17 protein-coding genes are annotated in these 14,393 nt (G+C 73.8%); 13 read left to right on the plus strand and 4 right to left on the minus strand.

From position 1 onward, the window contains the following. A partial coding sequence (locus tag IEZ31_RS56055) for a hypothetical protein (RefSeq protein ID WP_229834114.1) occupies positions 1 to 180 on the minus strand: 180 nt, incomplete at its 3' end. Positions 181 to 263: 83 nt separating this feature from the next. Here IEZ31_RS56055 and IEZ31_RS03805 point away from each other — a divergent pair. Genes IEZ31_RS03805 through IEZ31_RS03815 form a run of 3 tightly spaced genes read left to right on the plus strand, consistent with a single transcriptional unit; the run spans position 264 to position 1,377 of the window. After that, positions 264 to 629 (plus strand): hypothetical protein, encoded by a 366-nt coding sequence (locus IEZ31_RS03805; protein WP_190248283.1) that lies wholly within the window; start codon positions 264 to 266, stop codon positions 627 to 629. Positions 630 to 651: 22 nt separating this feature from the next. Continuing rightward, entirely contained in the window at positions 652 to 993 is a 342-nt protein-coding gene (locus IEZ31_RS03810) for a hypothetical protein (RefSeq protein ID WP_190248284.1), read from the plus strand. Positions 994 to 1,008: 15 nt separating this feature from the next. Next, entirely contained in the window at positions 1,009 to 1,377 is a 369-nt protein-coding gene (locus IEZ31_RS03815) for a hypothetical protein (protein ID WP_190248285.1), read from the plus strand. On the opposite strand, the gene IEZ31_RS03820 is transcribed toward IEZ31_RS03815, so the two are convergent. Further along, on the minus strand, positions 1,337 to 2,092 hold the full coding sequence (locus IEZ31_RS03820; protein WP_190248286.1) for a copper resistance CopC family protein: 756 nt from the start codon (positions 2,090 to 2,092) through the stop codon (positions 1,337 to 1,339). The two genes, IEZ31_RS03815 and IEZ31_RS03820, sit on opposite strands and share 41 nt — an antisense overlap. A gap of 87 nt (positions 2,093 to 2,179) precedes the next feature. Between IEZ31_RS03820 and IEZ31_RS03825 the strand changes: the two genes are divergently transcribed. After that, positions 2,180 to 3,448: a hypothetical protein gene (locus IEZ31_RS03825; RefSeq protein ID WP_190248287.1), complete on the plus strand. Its 1,269-nt coding sequence runs from the start codon at positions 2,180 to 2,182 to the stop codon at positions 3,446 to 3,448. A 4-nt stretch (positions 3,449 to 3,452) separates the two neighbouring features. Then, positions 3,453 to 3,752: a hypothetical protein gene (locus IEZ31_RS03830; RefSeq protein ID WP_190248288.1), complete on the plus strand. Its 300-nt coding sequence runs from the start codon at positions 3,453 to 3,455 to the stop codon at positions 3,750 to 3,752. Here IEZ31_RS03830 and IEZ31_RS03835 read toward each other — a convergent pair. After that, the gene (locus IEZ31_RS03835) at positions 3,749 to 4,477 is read right to left on the minus strand and encodes a laminin G domain-containing protein (protein ID WP_229834120.1); all 729 of its coding nucleotides are present in this window, start codon (positions 4,475 to 4,477) and stop codon (positions 3,749 to 3,751) included. The two genes, IEZ31_RS03830 and IEZ31_RS03835, sit on opposite strands and share 4 nt — an antisense overlap. Positions 4,478 to 4,631: 154 nt before the next feature. Here IEZ31_RS03835 and IEZ31_RS03840 point away from each other — a divergent pair, with 154 nt between their 5' ends. The 6 genes from IEZ31_RS03840 to IEZ31_RS03865 all read left to right on the plus strand — a co-directional run bounded on the left by IEZ31_RS03840 (position 4,632) and on the right by IEZ31_RS03865 (position 11,898). Then, complete coding sequence (locus IEZ31_RS03840) at positions 4,632 to 5,696, plus strand: hypothetical protein (protein WP_190248290.1); 1,065 nt, start codon at positions 4,632 to 4,634, stop codon at positions 5,694 to 5,696. A 117-nt stretch (positions 5,697 to 5,813) separates the two neighbouring features. Beyond that, positions 5,814 to 7,016, plus strand: coding sequence for an ROK family protein (locus tag IEZ31_RS03845; RefSeq protein WP_229834122.1), 1,203 nt, complete (start codon positions 5,814 to 5,816; stop codon positions 7,014 to 7,016). 83 nt (positions 7,017 to 7,099) lie between these two features. Continuing rightward, entirely contained in the window at positions 7,100 to 7,864 is a 765-nt protein-coding gene (locus IEZ31_RS03850) for a hypothetical protein (RefSeq protein ID WP_190248291.1), read from the plus strand. Positions 7,865 to 8,039: 175 nt separating this feature from the next. Continuing rightward, positions 8,040 to 8,630, plus strand: coding sequence for a hypothetical protein (locus IEZ31_RS03855; protein WP_190248292.1), 591 nt, complete (start codon positions 8,040 to 8,042; stop codon positions 8,628 to 8,630). A gap of 261 nt (positions 8,631 to 8,891) precedes the next feature. After that, positions 8,892 to 10,982, plus strand: coding sequence for a pectate lyase-like domain-containing protein (locus IEZ31_RS03860; protein ID WP_190248371.1), 2,091 nt, complete (start codon positions 8,892 to 8,894; stop codon positions 10,980 to 10,982). A gap of 166 nt (positions 10,983 to 11,148) precedes the next feature. Then, positions 11,149 to 11,898: a cobalt-precorrin-6A reductase gene (locus IEZ31_RS03865; protein WP_229834129.1), complete on the plus strand. Its 750-nt coding sequence runs from the start codon at positions 11,149 to 11,151 to the stop codon at positions 11,896 to 11,898. Between the two features lie 54 nt (positions 11,899 to 11,952). Here IEZ31_RS03865 and IEZ31_RS03870 read toward each other — a convergent pair whose 3' ends face one another. After that, on the minus strand, positions 11,953 to 12,846 hold the full coding sequence (locus tag IEZ31_RS03870; protein ID WP_190248293.1) for a DUF72 domain-containing protein: 894 nt from the start codon (positions 12,844 to 12,846) through the stop codon (positions 11,953 to 11,955). 131 nt (positions 12,847 to 12,977) lie between these two features. On the opposite strand from IEZ31_RS03870, the gene IEZ31_RS03875 reads away from it, so the two are divergent. Beyond that, entirely contained in the window at positions 12,978 to 13,751 is a 774-nt protein-coding gene (locus IEZ31_RS03875) for a DeoR/GlpR family DNA-binding transcription regulator (RefSeq protein WP_190248294.1), read from the plus strand. A 5-nt stretch (positions 13,752 to 13,756) separates the two neighbouring features. Next, positions 13,757 to 14,383: an HAD family hydrolase gene (locus IEZ31_RS03880; RefSeq protein WP_190248295.1), complete on the plus strand. Its 627-nt coding sequence runs from the start codon at positions 13,757 to 13,759 to the stop codon at positions 14,381 to 14,383. The last annotated feature ends 10 nt before the right edge of the window (positions 14,384 to 14,393 follow it).

A 14,393-nucleotide genomic window follows, 5' to 3' on the forward strand; every position in this document is an offset into this window, starting at 1 on the left:
CGCCCGCGCCGCCGCGGCCAACCTGGTGCTCGTGGCCGTCGCGCTCATCGCGGCCACCCCGCTGCACCTGCCCGCGCTCGCGCCCGAGACGTCGGTCGCGCCGCCCGGGCGCCGGGCCACCTGGGTGTGGCAGCGGGCCGGCGGCGAGCCCGAGCGGCTCGTCGAGTGGGCCGCGGCCAACGGCGTCCGGGCCGTCTTCGCGTTCTACGAGCCCCGCATCGAGGCCGCCGACCTGCCCGGGCTCCGCAGGCTCAAACGACTGTGTGACGAAGCCGGGATCGCGCTCGACGCGCTCGGCGGGGAGCCGTCCTGGACCACCGACCACGACCGGGCGCTCGAGTGGGCCCGCGGCGCCGCCGCCACCGGGCCGCACCACCGCCACCGGGGACAACTCCATCATCGGGGTCGCCGAGGACCTGCTGCGGGCGGCGGCGCGGGCGGCGAAGCCGGCCCGGCTGGCGGCGGAGACCCAGGCACTCGGCGACTGCCGGTACTGCACGTTCCACGGCGCGACCGAGGGGGAGCTGGAGCGGACGCTCGCGGCGGTCGACGCGGCGGCGCAGGCGTACCCCAGTTTCGCCGGCATCGCGGTGCACCGGTACGACACCTGGATCGCGCTCGGCGACTGACGCGGTCGCGACCCTGCCGGTCGTGTCGGTCACCGGTGACGCGGTGGTCCAGAAGACCACGACCGTGACCGTCCAGCGGGCCACGCCGGTCTGGACGAACCTGGTCTTCCAGGCCCGCAGGTCCGGCGTCGACGACCTGCGGATCACCGTCGCCGACGCGCCCGCCGGCCTCGTGGTCGGCTACCCGGGCGATCGCGCGTACACCGGCCCGAACCAGTCCGCCGGGCTCCCGGTCGGGACCGACGACTTCGCCGCCGTGCGGTTCGACGCGTCGAAGCTCGCCGCCGGCACGTACAAGCTCACCGTCAAGCAGTCGTACGGCACCACCACCGACAGCAACCCGCTGACGCTCGTCGTCGTCTGACCTCGGGAGGTCCCGATGCGCCGCCACATCAGTGTCCTGCTCGTGCTCCTGGCCGCGGCCGCCACATCCGCCACGGCCGGCTGCGGCGGCTCGTCGGGCACCACCGAGGCCACCATGGCCGCGCCCACCCGGGCGGCGTCCCCGAGCGCCTCCGCCTCGCCGGAGGCGCAGTTCCTGGCCGCGACGGCCGCGCACCTGTGCTCGGTCCAGTCCCGGGTCTACACCGACCCGGCGGCGATGGCCTCCGCCTACGCGGCGCAGCCGCGGTACCAGGGGCTCAGCGACGCGCAGATCGGCGAGTTCCAGCAGCGCACGATCAGCGACCCGGCCTTCGCCGAACGGCTCACCCGGCAGGTCCAGCAGACCTGCGGGACCCCGCGGTAGCCCGGCGGCGCTTCTTGGCCACCGGCACGGGGTCGCGGCGCGCGGCCGTGCCGATCATGAGTGTGACCCCGGCGGCGATGACCCCCGGGATGAGCCAGTCGGTGAGCACGAAGGGCGCGGGCGGCGGGGGCTGCGCGGCCGGCGCCGCAGGGCCGGCCGTGGCCGTGGCCGTCGGGAACGCCGGCGGTACGGAGGTCTTGCCCGCGAGGGCGTCGGTCAGCGCCTGCGACGGCCCCTCGGTGGGAGCGCTCCAGCCGGCCGGCGGCGCCGTGACCGGCCCGGCATAGGTGAACTTCAGCGTGCCCTTGACCGGCTCGCCGTCCGAGGCGACCGACTGGTAGGCCGCCACATACACCCCGGCCTCCGGCCAGTGCGAGACGGTGAGCACGGCGGGGAAGCCGGTGTGGTACGTCTTGGGCTCGAACTTCCCGTCCACCAGGAAGTACTCCTGCACCGGCTTGTCGAGCCGCTTCGGCTCACCGCTGCGCCAGCCGCCGTCGACGCGCCTGCCCGACGGCGCCGTCACGGTGAACCAGGCGAACGAGGCCGGCTGCTCCGTGAAGTACAGCTTGAGCTCGGCCTTGGCGTCCGAGACCGTGCTGTCGGCGACCGGGTCGGACATGGCGAGCTGGCCGTGCGCGGCCGCGGGCGTGGCGGGCACCAGCACGGCGAAGACAGCGGCCAGCGTCAGCACCAACACGGTCACTGATCGCATCGGCACATGATGCCGGGTTCCGCGCAGGGCGACAAGCCGCTAAATTCACAGCCCTGACAAACCCCCCGCCGCCACCGGAGCCCGCTCGTGCCCACACCCCCCGCGATCGTCCTGGCGCACGGCGTCGGCGGTCGGCAGGACCTGCCGCTCACCCTGACCCAGCTGGTGATGGGCGCCGCCCTGGCCCTGGTCATCTCCTTCGCCGTGCTCGGGGTCGCCTGGCGGGAGCCGCGCCTCGACACCTCCGCCGGCCGGCCGGTGCCGGGCTGGCTGGCCCGCGCCGTCGACGCCCGCGTCACCGCCTGGCTCCTGCGCGTCGTGGGCCTGGTGCTCGCGGGGGTACTGGCGTGGTCGTTCACCCGCCCGGACACCGCCGACAACCCGGCCGCCGGCCTGGTGTACGTCCTCTTCTGGGTCGGCCTGGTCCCACTGTCGCTGCTGTGCGGCCCGGTCTGGCGCCGGCTGAACCCGCTGCGCACCCTCACCGCCTGGGCCCGGCCCCGCCGCGAACTGCCGGAGTCCGCCGGCTACTGGCCGGCCGCCGTGGGCCTGTTCGCGTTCGCCTGGCTGGAGCTCGTCGCCCCCTCGCGCGCGACCCTGCCGGTCATCGGCTGGTGGCTGGCCGCCTACGCGGTGGCGATGCTGGCCGGCGGGATCGTGTTCGGCCCGGCCTGGCACGCCCGCGGCGACGCCTTCGAGGTGCTCAGCGACCTGGTCGGCCGGCTCGCCGTCATCGGCCGTCGCCCCGACGGCACGCTCGTCTTCCGCAACCCGCTCGACGGCATCCCCGGCCTGCGCCCGGCGCCGGGCCTGGTCGCGGTCGTCGTCATCCTGCTCGGCGCGACCTTCTACGACGCCCTGTCCGGCGCCCTGTTCTGGCTGCGCTTCACCCAGGAGAACGGCCTGCCCGCCCCGGTCACCGGCACGGCCGGCCTGCTCGGCGTCGTGGCCCTGGTCGCCCTGGCCTACACGGTGGCGACCCGCCAGGCCGGCCGCCGCGGCCACACCTCGGCCGAGCGCACCCCGGGCGAGTTGGCCCACTCGATCGTCCCGATCGCGGTCGGCTACGTCGTGGCCCACTACTGGTCGCTGTTCATCCTGGAGGGCCAGCGCACGGTCGCCCTGGTCCTCGGCGACGAGGGTTTCCGGCCGTACTCCGGGGTCATCACCCCGACCGGCGTGGCGAACCTGCAGGTGACGACGATCGTGCTGGGCCACCTGGTGGGCACGGTCCTCGCCCACGACCGCGCCCTGAAGCTGTTCCCGCGCGCCCAGGCCGTGACGGGCCAGGCCCCGCTGCTGGCCCTGATGGTCGCCTACACGGTCGCGGGCCTGCTGCTGCTCTTCGCCGGCTGAGTCCATGACCAGTCGGGCCTGGCCGGCCGCGGTCCTGTTGGTGGGGCTCGGCGCCGGCGCCGGCGTCAGCCGCACCGTGCGCGACGGCGACGACCTGCTCGCCATCGACAGGTACTCCGTGAGCGGGCTCTCGCTCGGCGGCCTGAAGGTCAGCGGCTTCTGGAAGCTGGACGCCTGCCGGGACGCGGCCGCCTGGGTCCCGCTCGGCGGCCGCCGCCTCCTGCGCTACGGCGGCCGCTCCTGCGGCGGTGACGTGCCGGAGGACCCCGGCCCGTTGCTGGCCGTGGTCGAGCTCAAGGGCTAACCGAGCGCGATCCAGACGTCGTCGAGGCTGCCGTGGAACTGGTCGTTGTCGCGGCCGTCGCCCTTGCCGCCGATGCTCAGCGGTACCGTGTTCGTCACCGACAGCGTCGCGGGGATGACGGCCGTGGCGTGGACCGCGTCGTCGACCAGCAGGGTCAGCGTCGCGCCGCTGCGGCGGCACTCCAGGCGGTGCCACGCCCCGTCCGAGATCGAGACGTCGGAGCGGGCGAGGTGGATGCCGCGCACCACGTTGTCGGCGAGGACGCAGCTCGGCCGGCCGGCGGCCCCGTCGACCTGGAGCTTGTACTGGCTGCCCGAGGCCGAGTATCCCTTCTGCACGATGTTCTGGCCCGACCCGACCTCCTTGCGCGGCAGCCGGACCGTCGCGCCGTAGCGGATCGGGCCGCTGCCCGGGTTCAGGTCCGGCGCGTCGGCCGCCTGCAGCACCGCGTGCGGGCACCGCTTCCCGGCGCACTTGGCCGGGAAGGCGACCGCCTTGCCCCGCGCCCGCCGCTCGGGCCTGACCGCCCCGCCGTGGCCGGCCGACGGCGTGAGCGTGTGGCCGCGCCCCGAGTCGTCGGCGACCGTGCCGCCCTTGGTCATGGCGTCGAAGGTGTACCGCGCGACGACCACCGGCTCGGCGCCCGCGACGGCCGGAGCGCCCGTCCCCGCCAGGACCGCGGCGGCCAGCCCCAGGGCCGCGAGCGTGTTCCCCCATGTGTTCATAGCCGAAATGTGGCACATATCGGGACGAAGTCCCCGCTGGTTTCACCAACGGGTCGGCTGCTCTGTGTAATTGGATGACCGACGGAGGGTCACCTACGGGTGATCGGCTTGTCGACCCGCCCGGGGGACGCCCGGCTCTGGCAGACTCGCAGGTATGCGGCGGGCGGTGTTGGCGGCGGCCGTCGTCGTCGCGTCAGTGCCGCCGGCCGCCGCACCGGCCGGCGCGGCACCATCCGGCCGGGCCGTGCAGGCCGCCGAGGTGTGCCGCATCGACGACCCCGCCGTCACCGAGGTGTCCGGCCTCGCCGTCGTCCCGGGCGGCTTCCTCGTCGAGAACGACTCCAACCCCGACCCGCGCCGCACCCGGCTCTTCTACCTCGACGAGGGCTGCCGGGTGACCCGCAGCGTGGGCTACCCGACCACCGCCCGCGACCCCGAGGACCTCGCCGTCGACCGGTCCGGCACGGTGTGGGTGGCCGACATCGGCGACAACAGCCCGCTCATGGGCGGCTCGGGCAACCGCCGCAGCACGATCGCGCTGTGGACGCTCAAGCCCGGCGCGAAGAGCCCGAAGATCCATCGGCTGCGGTACCCCGACGGCGAACCCCGTGACGCCGAGGCGCTGCTCATCGACGGGGCGGGGCGGCCGGTCATCGTCACCAAGGAGCCGGGCGGCGAGGTGTACCGGCTCGACACCCCGCTGCCGACCGACAACACCGAGGGCGCGCCGCTCACCCTGGTCGGCCACTTCCAGCCGAGCCGCACCGGCACCGCCAACCCGCTCGGCGTCTTCGGCAGCGCGCTCATCACCGGCGCGGCGGTCTCACCCGACGGCACGAAGGCGGTCGTGCGCACGTACTCCGACGCGTACGAGTTCGACGTCACCGGCGGCGACGTGGCCGCCGCGATCGTCGGCGGCACACCGGTGGTGACCCCGCTGCCGAACGAGCCGCAGGGCGAGGCGATCGCGTACACCGCCGACGGCAACGGCTTCCTCACCGTCTCCGACCAGCCCGGGCCGGTGAGCATCCAGCACTACCCGGCGACCCGGAAGGCGAGCCCGGTGCCGGCCAAGCCGGCGCCCGGCACCGCGGCCGAGGCGTTCCCACCGCGGGAACGGCCCGAGCGCCAGGGCCGGCTGGCGCTGCTCGTGAGCGCGTTCAGCGTCGTCGGCCTGATGCTGGTGGCCGCCGCGGCACGGTACGCGCGGCGGCGCTGACCGGGCGGCGGGTGGTGGTCCGGGCGGTGGTCCGGGCGGTGGTCCGGGCAGTGGCCGGTGTCGACGCCGGGGCAGGCGCGTGACACGATCGCTACCGAGCGAACGGGAGGCCGGGCGGTGGTGCGCATCGAGGTGGAGCGGGCGACGACGCGGGACATGCGGCGGCGCAACCGCTCCACACTGCTGTCCGAGCTGTTCTTCCGCGGCCCGCTGAGCCGCCACGACCTCAGCCGCATCACCGGCCTGAGCGCCGCCACGGCCAGCAGCGTCACCGCCGAGCTGCTGCAGGAGGGCCTCATCGTCGAGGCCGGGCAGATCGACTCCGACGGCGGCCGCCCGCGCGTGCTGCTGCGGGTCGACCCCGACTTCGGCCGGCTCGTCGGCGCCGACGTCGGCGAGACCGGCGTGAAGGTGGAGCTGTTCGACCTGGCGATGCGCCGCCTGGCCACGGTCGACGAGCCGCTGCCGTCGTCGCGCCCCGAGCCCGAGGCGGTCGCCGGGCAGCTTGCCGCCGGCATCGAGGCGGTGCTCAAGGACGTCGACCCGGCCGCGCTGCTCGGCGTGGGCGTCGGCGTGCCCGGCACCGTCGAGCAGTCCGACCCGGTGCGGGTGCACGCGCCCACGCTCGGCTGGCGGGGCGTCTCCTTCGAGGGCCTGCTGCGCGAGCGGGGCGTCACCGCGCCGGTGTTCGTCGAGAACGGCGCGAAGACCCAGGGCCAGGCCGAGATGTGGTTCGGCGCGGGCCGCGGCACCGCCGACGCCGTCATCGTGCTGGTCGGCTCGGGCGTCGGCGCGGCCGTCATCACCAACGGCACCCTCTACCGCGGTGCGTCCAGCAGCGCGGGGGAGTGGGGGCACACGACGGTGGTGTACGGCGGCCGGCTGTGCCGCTGCGGCGCCCGCGGCTGCCTGGAGGCGTATGTCGGCGCCGAGGGCATCCTCGACCGGTACCGTCAGTCCGAGCCGGGCGGCGAGAGCGCCGCCACGGCCGACGAGCTGGCCGACATCGCCGCCCTGGTGGCCGCCGAGACCCCGGCCGCGGCCGAGATCCTGGCCGAGACCGCCGGCATGCTCGGCGCCGGCATCGGCAACCTGGTCAACCTCTTCAACCCCGAGCGGGTCGTGCTCGGCGGCTGGGCCGGCCTGGCGCTCGGCGCCCGTCTGCTCCCGCAGATCCGTGCCGCCGCCGGCGAGCAGGCCCTGGAGCACCCGTTCGGCCAGGTGTCGATCGAGCTGTGCGAGCTCGGCCCGGACGCGGTCGCGTTCGGCGCCGCGACCCTCCCGATGGCCGAACTGCTGCGCCGCGCCTCCCGCCGGTAGCGCGCCGGACCGGCGCGCGGTCCGCTCGGTTGCCCGCCGTCGCTGTCCGGTTCTCGGCAGCGCCGTCTTGCCATGATCGCGCGATGAGACTCGCGATGGGATGGGCGCTGCTGATCGCCGGCGCGATCGGCACGATGGCGGTGGGCTTCGAGGCGCAGTCGCTGCAACCGGACTGGCTCGACCCGGAGGACGACTGCATCGAGCGCTTCGGCCCGCGCGGGCACTGGACCGTCCGGCCCCGGGTGTTCCCCGTCGGCGTCACTTGCGTGGCCGGCGACGGAGCCCGTTTCGAGTACCTCGACCCGGCCGACGGCCGGCTGCTCACCGCGCTGACCGCGGTCACGGTCCTGGCGACGCTGGCCGGCCTCGCCCTGCTGGTCCGGGGCTGGGCCGTGCGGCCCGGGACCGGCGGCGATCTGTCCACCGTGGACACCGTGCCGCCGTTCGTGGGCGGCCGCGCGGTCGCGCATGCCGCCCTTGCCTGGCTCGTCGCCCTGGTCCTGACCGTCGTCGTCATCATCGTCTCGCTGCCGACGTGGTTCTTCGCCGGCTACATCGCGGCGGTGGCGGCGCCGCTGCCGTTCCTGGCGCTCGCCGCGTTCCTCGCCGCGCAGATCGACCGCACCGTCGGGCCGGGCCGGCTCGTCGGCCGCGCCTCGCTGGGCGCGCGGCGGCGGGGCCTGCTCGTCGGCGCGGGCGGCGGCCTGGTCGCGGTCGGGCTGTTCGCCGTCGCGGCGTTCACCGGCGTGGTGCCGGACGGCTGGGCGCCGGCCGTGCTGCCGCTCGTCCCGGTGCCCGCGGGGCTGCTCGCCGCGGGCCAGCACGCGGCGTTGTCCAGCCGGTCGTAGCGGTTCGGACAGTCGGGAAAGCGGCGCCACACAAGGCGGTTGAGTGACGCGCCGCACGTTCGTTGTCAGGTGGCATACATCCGGGAGTCAACGGCGCCGCGGGGCGCATACGTTGCTCGCGTCCACCCGAGACCGCCCGCCTCATGCGGTACCACATATGAAAGCGAATCCAACGATGAAGCGTTTGCTGCTGGCCGGATCCATCGCCTGCGCCACCATCCTGTTCACCGCCGCCTGCGGCGACGACAAGAAGGCCGACACCCCCGCCGCCGCGCCCCCGGCCACCACGTCGGCCGCCCCGGCCGCCGACGCGTCGGGCAGCGCCGCGCCCAGCGGGTCGGCCAAGGCGTCCGGCGCCGCCTCCGGCAAGGCGGGCCAGTTGAGCTTCCAGACCGTGGGGAAGCTGACCGGCGAGCTGTTCACCAAGGACCCGAACTGCCCGGTCGGGCAGTGGGACGCGAACTCGACCGGCGTCGACGCGAAGTACCGCTCCGCCGTGGCGAGCTTCAAGCAGTTCGACTGCTACGAGAAGAAGGGCGACGCGATGCCGCGCCGCGTCCAGCAGGCCATCTTCGTCGAGTTCAAGTCGACCAACGCGGCCAAGGCCTACGCGCAGGACCAGGCCAAGATGTACCCGACGCTCATCGTCGGTGACACCGTGGTCGTCGCCGGCACCGGCCTCAAGGACACGGACATGAAGGCGTACCTGGAATCGGTCCAGGAAACCGCCGGTGGCGCCGGTCAGATCCTCGGCGCGAAGGCTTAAATTCGCAGCTCAATCCCTTAATTCGAGTCTCGTATTGACTTGTGGTCCGAGGCGGGAATAGCCTCCGGTGGATCTGTGAGGTTGCCTTACAGATCCACCCACCCGCCCTCGGACCCGCCCCCGACACGGGTCCTTCGGTGTGGGCCGCCCCTGCCCAGAAGGGACCCGCCCGTGACCCCCACCCGTTCCAGGCCGCGCCTGCGGCTCGGTCTCGCCGCCCTGGCGACCGTGCTCGTGGCCGCCGGCATCGCGTTCGTCAGCATGAGCACCGCGTCGGCGGCGACCGTCGGCGCGATCACCGGCTACGGCGGCAAGTGCGTCGACGTCGCCGCGGCCAGCAGCGCCAACGGCACCCAGGTGCAGCTGTACACCTGCAACGGCACCGCCGCCCAGCAGTGGACCGTCGGCGACGACGGCACCATCCGGGCCCTCGGCAAGTGCCTCGACGTGGCCGCGGCCAGCAGCGCCAACGGCACGAAGGTGCAGATCTACGACTGCAACGGCACCGCCGCGCAGTCGTGGAGCCGCAACAGCGACGGCACGCTCCGCGCCCTCGGCAAGTGCCTCGACGCCACCGGACCCAGCTCCGCGGACGGCACGCCGCTGCAGATCTGGGACTGCTTCGCCAGCGCCAACCAGCAATGGACGCTCCCAGGAGGCACCACGCCACCCACCAGCACCCCGCCGTCGAACGGGACCAACCCGGACCTCGGTCCGAACGTGTCGATCTTCGACCCGTCGATGTCGGCCGCGACCATCCAGAGCCGGCTGAACCAGGTGTTCAACAGCCAGGTCACCAACCAGTTCGGGACCCAGCGGTACGCGCTGCTGTTCAAGCCCGGCACCTACAACGTCGACGCCAACGTCGGCTTCTACACCCAGGTCGCGGGCCTCGGCCTCTCGCCCGACCAGGTCACCATCAACGGCGCCGTGCACGCCGAGGCCGACTGGTGGCCGGACGGCTCGCAGAACGCGACGCAGAACTTCTGGCGCTCGGCCGAGAACCTGTCGGTCACCCCCAACGGTGGCCTGGACCGCTGGGCGGTGTCGCAGGCCGCGCCGTACCGGCGGATGCACGTCCGCGGCAACCTCGCGCTGTCCGACGGTGGCTGGTCGTCCGGCGGCTGGATCTCCGACAGCAAGATCGACGGGCAGATCCAGTCCGGATCGCAGCAGCAGTGGATCACCCGTAACTCGGCGATCGGCAGCTGGAGCGGCTCCAACTGGAACCAGGTGTTCGTCGGCACCAGCGGCGCCCCGGCCAACAGCTTCCCCAACCCGCCGTTCACGACGGTCGGCAGCACGCCGGTCGTGCGCGAGAAGCCGTTCCTGTACGTCGACGGCGCCGGCGCCTACCAGGTGTTCGTCCCGGCGCTGCGGACGAACTCCAGCGGCAACAGCTGGCAGAGCGGCACCACCGCGGGCAGTTCGCTGCCGATCAGCCAGTTCTACATCGTGAAGGCCGGCGCCACGGCCGCCTCCATCAACGCGGCCCTCGCCGCCGGGCAGAACCTGCTGTTCACCCCCGGCGTGTACCACGTGAACGACACGATCCGGATCACCCGCCCGAACACCGTGGTCCTGGGCCTCGGCCTGGCCACGATCCTGCCGGACAACGGCGTGACCGCGATGACCGTCGCCGACGTCGACGGCGTGAAGGTGGCCGGCATCCTGTTCGACGCCGGCACCGTCAACTCGCCCGTCCTCATGGAGGTCGGGCCGTCCGGTTCGTCGGCCGACCATTCCGCCAACCCGACCTCGCTGCACGACGTGTTCTTCCGGGTCGGCGGCTCGGTGGCCGGCAAGGCGACGGTCAGCCTGCGGGTCAACAGCAACAACGTGATCGGCGACCACATGTGGATCTGGCGCGCCGACCACGGCAACGGCGGCACGGTCGGCTGGACGATCAACACCGGCGCCAACGGCCTGGTCGTCAACGGCAACAACGTGACCATGTACGGCCTCTTCGTCGAGCACTACCAGCAGTACCAGGTGATCTGGAACGGCAACGGCGGCCGCACGTACTTCTTCCAGAACGAGATCCCCTACGACGTGCCGAACCAGGCATCCTGGTCGAGCGGCGGCGGGGCCCAGGGCTGGGCGGCGTACAAGGTGGCCAACTCGGTGACCACGCACGAGGCCTGGGGGCTGGGCAGCTACTGCTACTTCAGCACCAACCCCAGCGTCGTGCTGGGCCACTCGTTCGAGGTGCCGCAGACGGCGAACGTCAAGTTCCACAACATGGTGACCGTGTCGCTGGGCGGCACGGGGACGATCGCGCACATCATCAACAACACCGGCGGCCCGTCGAACTCCTCGACGAACGTGGCCAACTGGGTCAACTTCCCGTAGCCGGCGCTCTGCACGCACAGACGTTGGTCGATCTACCTCTCGTGGATCGACCAACGTCTGTGCGAGTCCGGTCCGGCCGGTGCGGTGCCGGTCTGCGGCGCGGGGACGGCCGGCATCCGGGCGAACGCGTGCCGAGCCGCCACCCTTGGTGGCCTAGGCTGGCGCGGTGCGCACGGTGCTCATCCTCGGCGGTACCGGCGAGGCCAGGCGCCTCGCCACGGCCCTGTGCGCGGCCGGCTCCTGGCGGGTGATCTCGTCCCTGGCCGGCCGCGTGGCCCAGCCGGTCCGGCCGCCCGGCGAGGTCCGCGTCGGCGGCTTCGGCGGCCCGGCTGGCCTGGCGGCCTACGCCCGCGCCGAGCACGTCTCGGTGATCGTGGACGCCACGCACCCGTTCGCGGCCCGGATGACGGCCAACGCCGCCGCCGCGGGCGTCCCGCTGCTCGTCCTGCGCCGCCCGGGCTGGCTTGCCGGGCCGGGCGACCGCTGGCAGCGGGTCCCGTCCCTGGCGGCCGCGGCGTCGTCGGTCCGCGAGGCGTCCCGGGTGTTCCTGACGACGGGCCGCCAGTCGCTGCCGGCGTTCGCGCACCTGACGGCGCCGTGGTTCCTGTCGCGCAGCGTGGATCCGCCGGAGCCCCCGGTGCCGCCGCGGCTGGAGGTCCTGCTGGACCGCGGCCCGTTCACGGTGGAGGGCGAGACGGCCCTGCTCCGCGACCGCGCGATCGACGTCCTGGTGACCAAGGACAGCGGCGGCGGCCTGACCGCCGCCAAGCTCACGGCCGCCCGCACGCTGGGGATCCCGGTGGTGATGGTCGACCGCCCGCCCCTCCCGCCGGACGTCGAGGTCACCCACACGGTCCCCGAGCTGCTCGCCCGCCTGGACACGCTCGGCGACCCTAGGATTGGCGGCCGTGACTGAGTTTCGACGCTGGCGGGATTCCGCCGACTTCGGCGACGAGCAGCTGAAGATCGCCTAGACGGCGCGGAGGCCGCGGCGCGGGGCCGGGGCGGACAGCAGTTCGGCCAGGCGTTCGCCGTCGCGTTGGGCCTGGCCGGCGCAGCAGGTGTTCATCAGGACGTGCAGCTCGTCCGCGTCCGCCGACAGGTGGCGGAGGCGGGCGGCCCAGTCCTCCAGCTCGCGGTCCGAGTAGGTGTACTCCTTCGCGCCGCGCTCCCAGCCGTCGCTGTGGCCGTGGAAGCGGACCACCGCCGGCTCGGCCGTCACCGCGAGCAGCGGCGGGACCGACGACTCCAGGCCCTGGGGCATGTCCACGCACACGTACGACGCGCCAGCCGAGCGGAGCAGGCCCAGCGTCTCGGCGGCGCGGGTGCCCTCGAACCAGGAGTGGTGGCGGAGCTCGACCGCCGCCGGGCGGTGCTGGCAGCGCTCGACCGCGTCCAGGACGCGACGGACCGCCGCCGGGCCGTACGCGAGCCACGGCGGGAAGCCCAGCGTCACCGTTCCCAGCTTGCCCGCGCCGTCGAGCGGGTCCAGGGCCTGGTGGAAGCGGTGCCACAGCTCCTCGACCGCCTCCTCCGGCAGGTCGCGGCGGCGCAGCCGGAGGGTGACGTCCACGCCGTCGGGGCGCAGGTCCGCCGGCAGCGCGGCCAGGCGGGTCGGGTGGCCGGTCAGCAGGCCGAACGCCTTCACGTCGAAGGTGAAGCCGTCCGGGGTCGCCGCCGCCCACGCCGCCGTCGTCTCCGCGGCCGGGATCGCGTGGAAGCCGGTGTCGGCCTCGACCAGGTCGAAGCGGCTCGCGTAGTAGGCCAGGCGGCCGGCCGGGGTACGCACCGAGCGCGGGTACCAGCCCGAGGCGAGCAGCTGCCGGTCCGCCCACGAGGAGGTGCCGAGCCGAATCACACCCATGTAATTCATGACACCGCGAACGGCCCCTGGAGGCAAATCCGGGGCCGGCCGAGGCCGCCCGAACAACGTGAACACCTGGGCAGACATAACTAACAGACTTTGTGTTCAAAACGTTGATGATGCGGGCTCGGATGGTGTTCACTGACGGTGTGACGATCAGCGGCCGCCACCGGCGGATCCTGGACGCGGTCCAGCGGGCCGGCCGGCTCGGCGTCACGCAGCTGGCGGAGCTGACCGGCACCTCCGAGATGACCGTGCGCCGGGACCTGGAGCGGCTGGCCGACCGGCGAATGCTGGAGCGCTACCGCGGCGGCGCGCGCAGTCTCACCCTGCGTGGCGAGGAGCCGCCCTTCGCCGTGCGCGCGAGCGAGGGGCAGGAGGCCAAACGCCGCATCGCCGAGGCGGTCGCCGCCCTCATCGCCGACGGTGAGGCCGTGGTGCTCGACAGCGGCACCACCTGCCTGGAGGTCGCCCGCCTGCTCACGCCGCGCCGGCTCACGGTGATGCCGCTGTCCATGCACGCGGCCAACGCGCTTGCCGGCGCTCCCCAGCTGCGGCTGCTGCTGCCCGGCGGTGAGCCGCGCCCCGACGAGCTCGCGCTCACCGGCCCCCTCGCGGAGGCGTCGCTGGCCGCGCTGCGGTTCGACACCGCGGTCCTCGGCTGCTGCGGGCTGACCGCGGACGGGATGACCGCCTACGACCTCGCCGACGCGGCGATCAAGCGGGCGATCATCGCCTCGGCGCACCGCGTCGTCGTGGCCGCCGAACCGGCCAAGCTCTCCCGCACGGCCCTGGCGTTCGTGGCGCCCGTCTCCGCGCTCAGCATGGTCGTCACCACCGACGACGCTGCCGAGGAGGACACGACCGCCCTCACCGCCGCCGGCACCATCGTCCACAGGGTGTGATCAACATGTACGACGTCGTCCTGTTCGACCTGTTCGGTGTCATCGCCCGCCACCAGTCCCCGGCGGCCAAGGGCGTGCTGGCCGCGACGGCCGGCGCCCCGGCCACCGAGTTCTGGGACGTCTACTGGCGCCTGCGTGCGCCCTACGACGCGGGCCAGGTCACCGGCGCCGAGTACTGGCGACGGGTCGCCACCGCGCTGGGCACGACCTTCGACGACGAGCGGGTCGACGCCCTCGTCGTCGCGGACGTCGCGAGCTGGAGCGCCGTCGACGACGACATGGTGGCCCTGGTCGAGCGGACCGCGGCGGCGGGTGTGCGCCTGGCGCTGCTGTCGAACATCCCCGAGGAGCTGGCGAGCCACTACGAGCGGCACCACGGCCGGTGGCTGCGGCACTTCGACCTCGTCGCCTTCTCCTGCCGCATCGGCCGGGCCAAGCCCAACCCCGACGCGTACCGCTGGTGCTGCAACGAGCTCGGCGTGACACCCGGGCGCGTGCTGTTCATCGACGACCGCGCCGAGAACCTCGACGCCGCCGGCCGGCTCGGCCTGCACACCCACCTGTTCACCGGCCCCGCCGCCACGGCCCGGGCGATCGAACCCGCAGGGCCGCAACCCACGTCCACGGCCTGAACGCGCCGTC

Source organism: Dactylosporangium sucinum, from assembly GCF_014647515.1.
In the GTDB taxonomy this organism is placed as follows: domain Bacteria; phylum Actinomycetota; class Actinomycetes; order Mycobacteriales; family Micromonosporaceae; genus Dactylosporangium; species Dactylosporangium sucinum.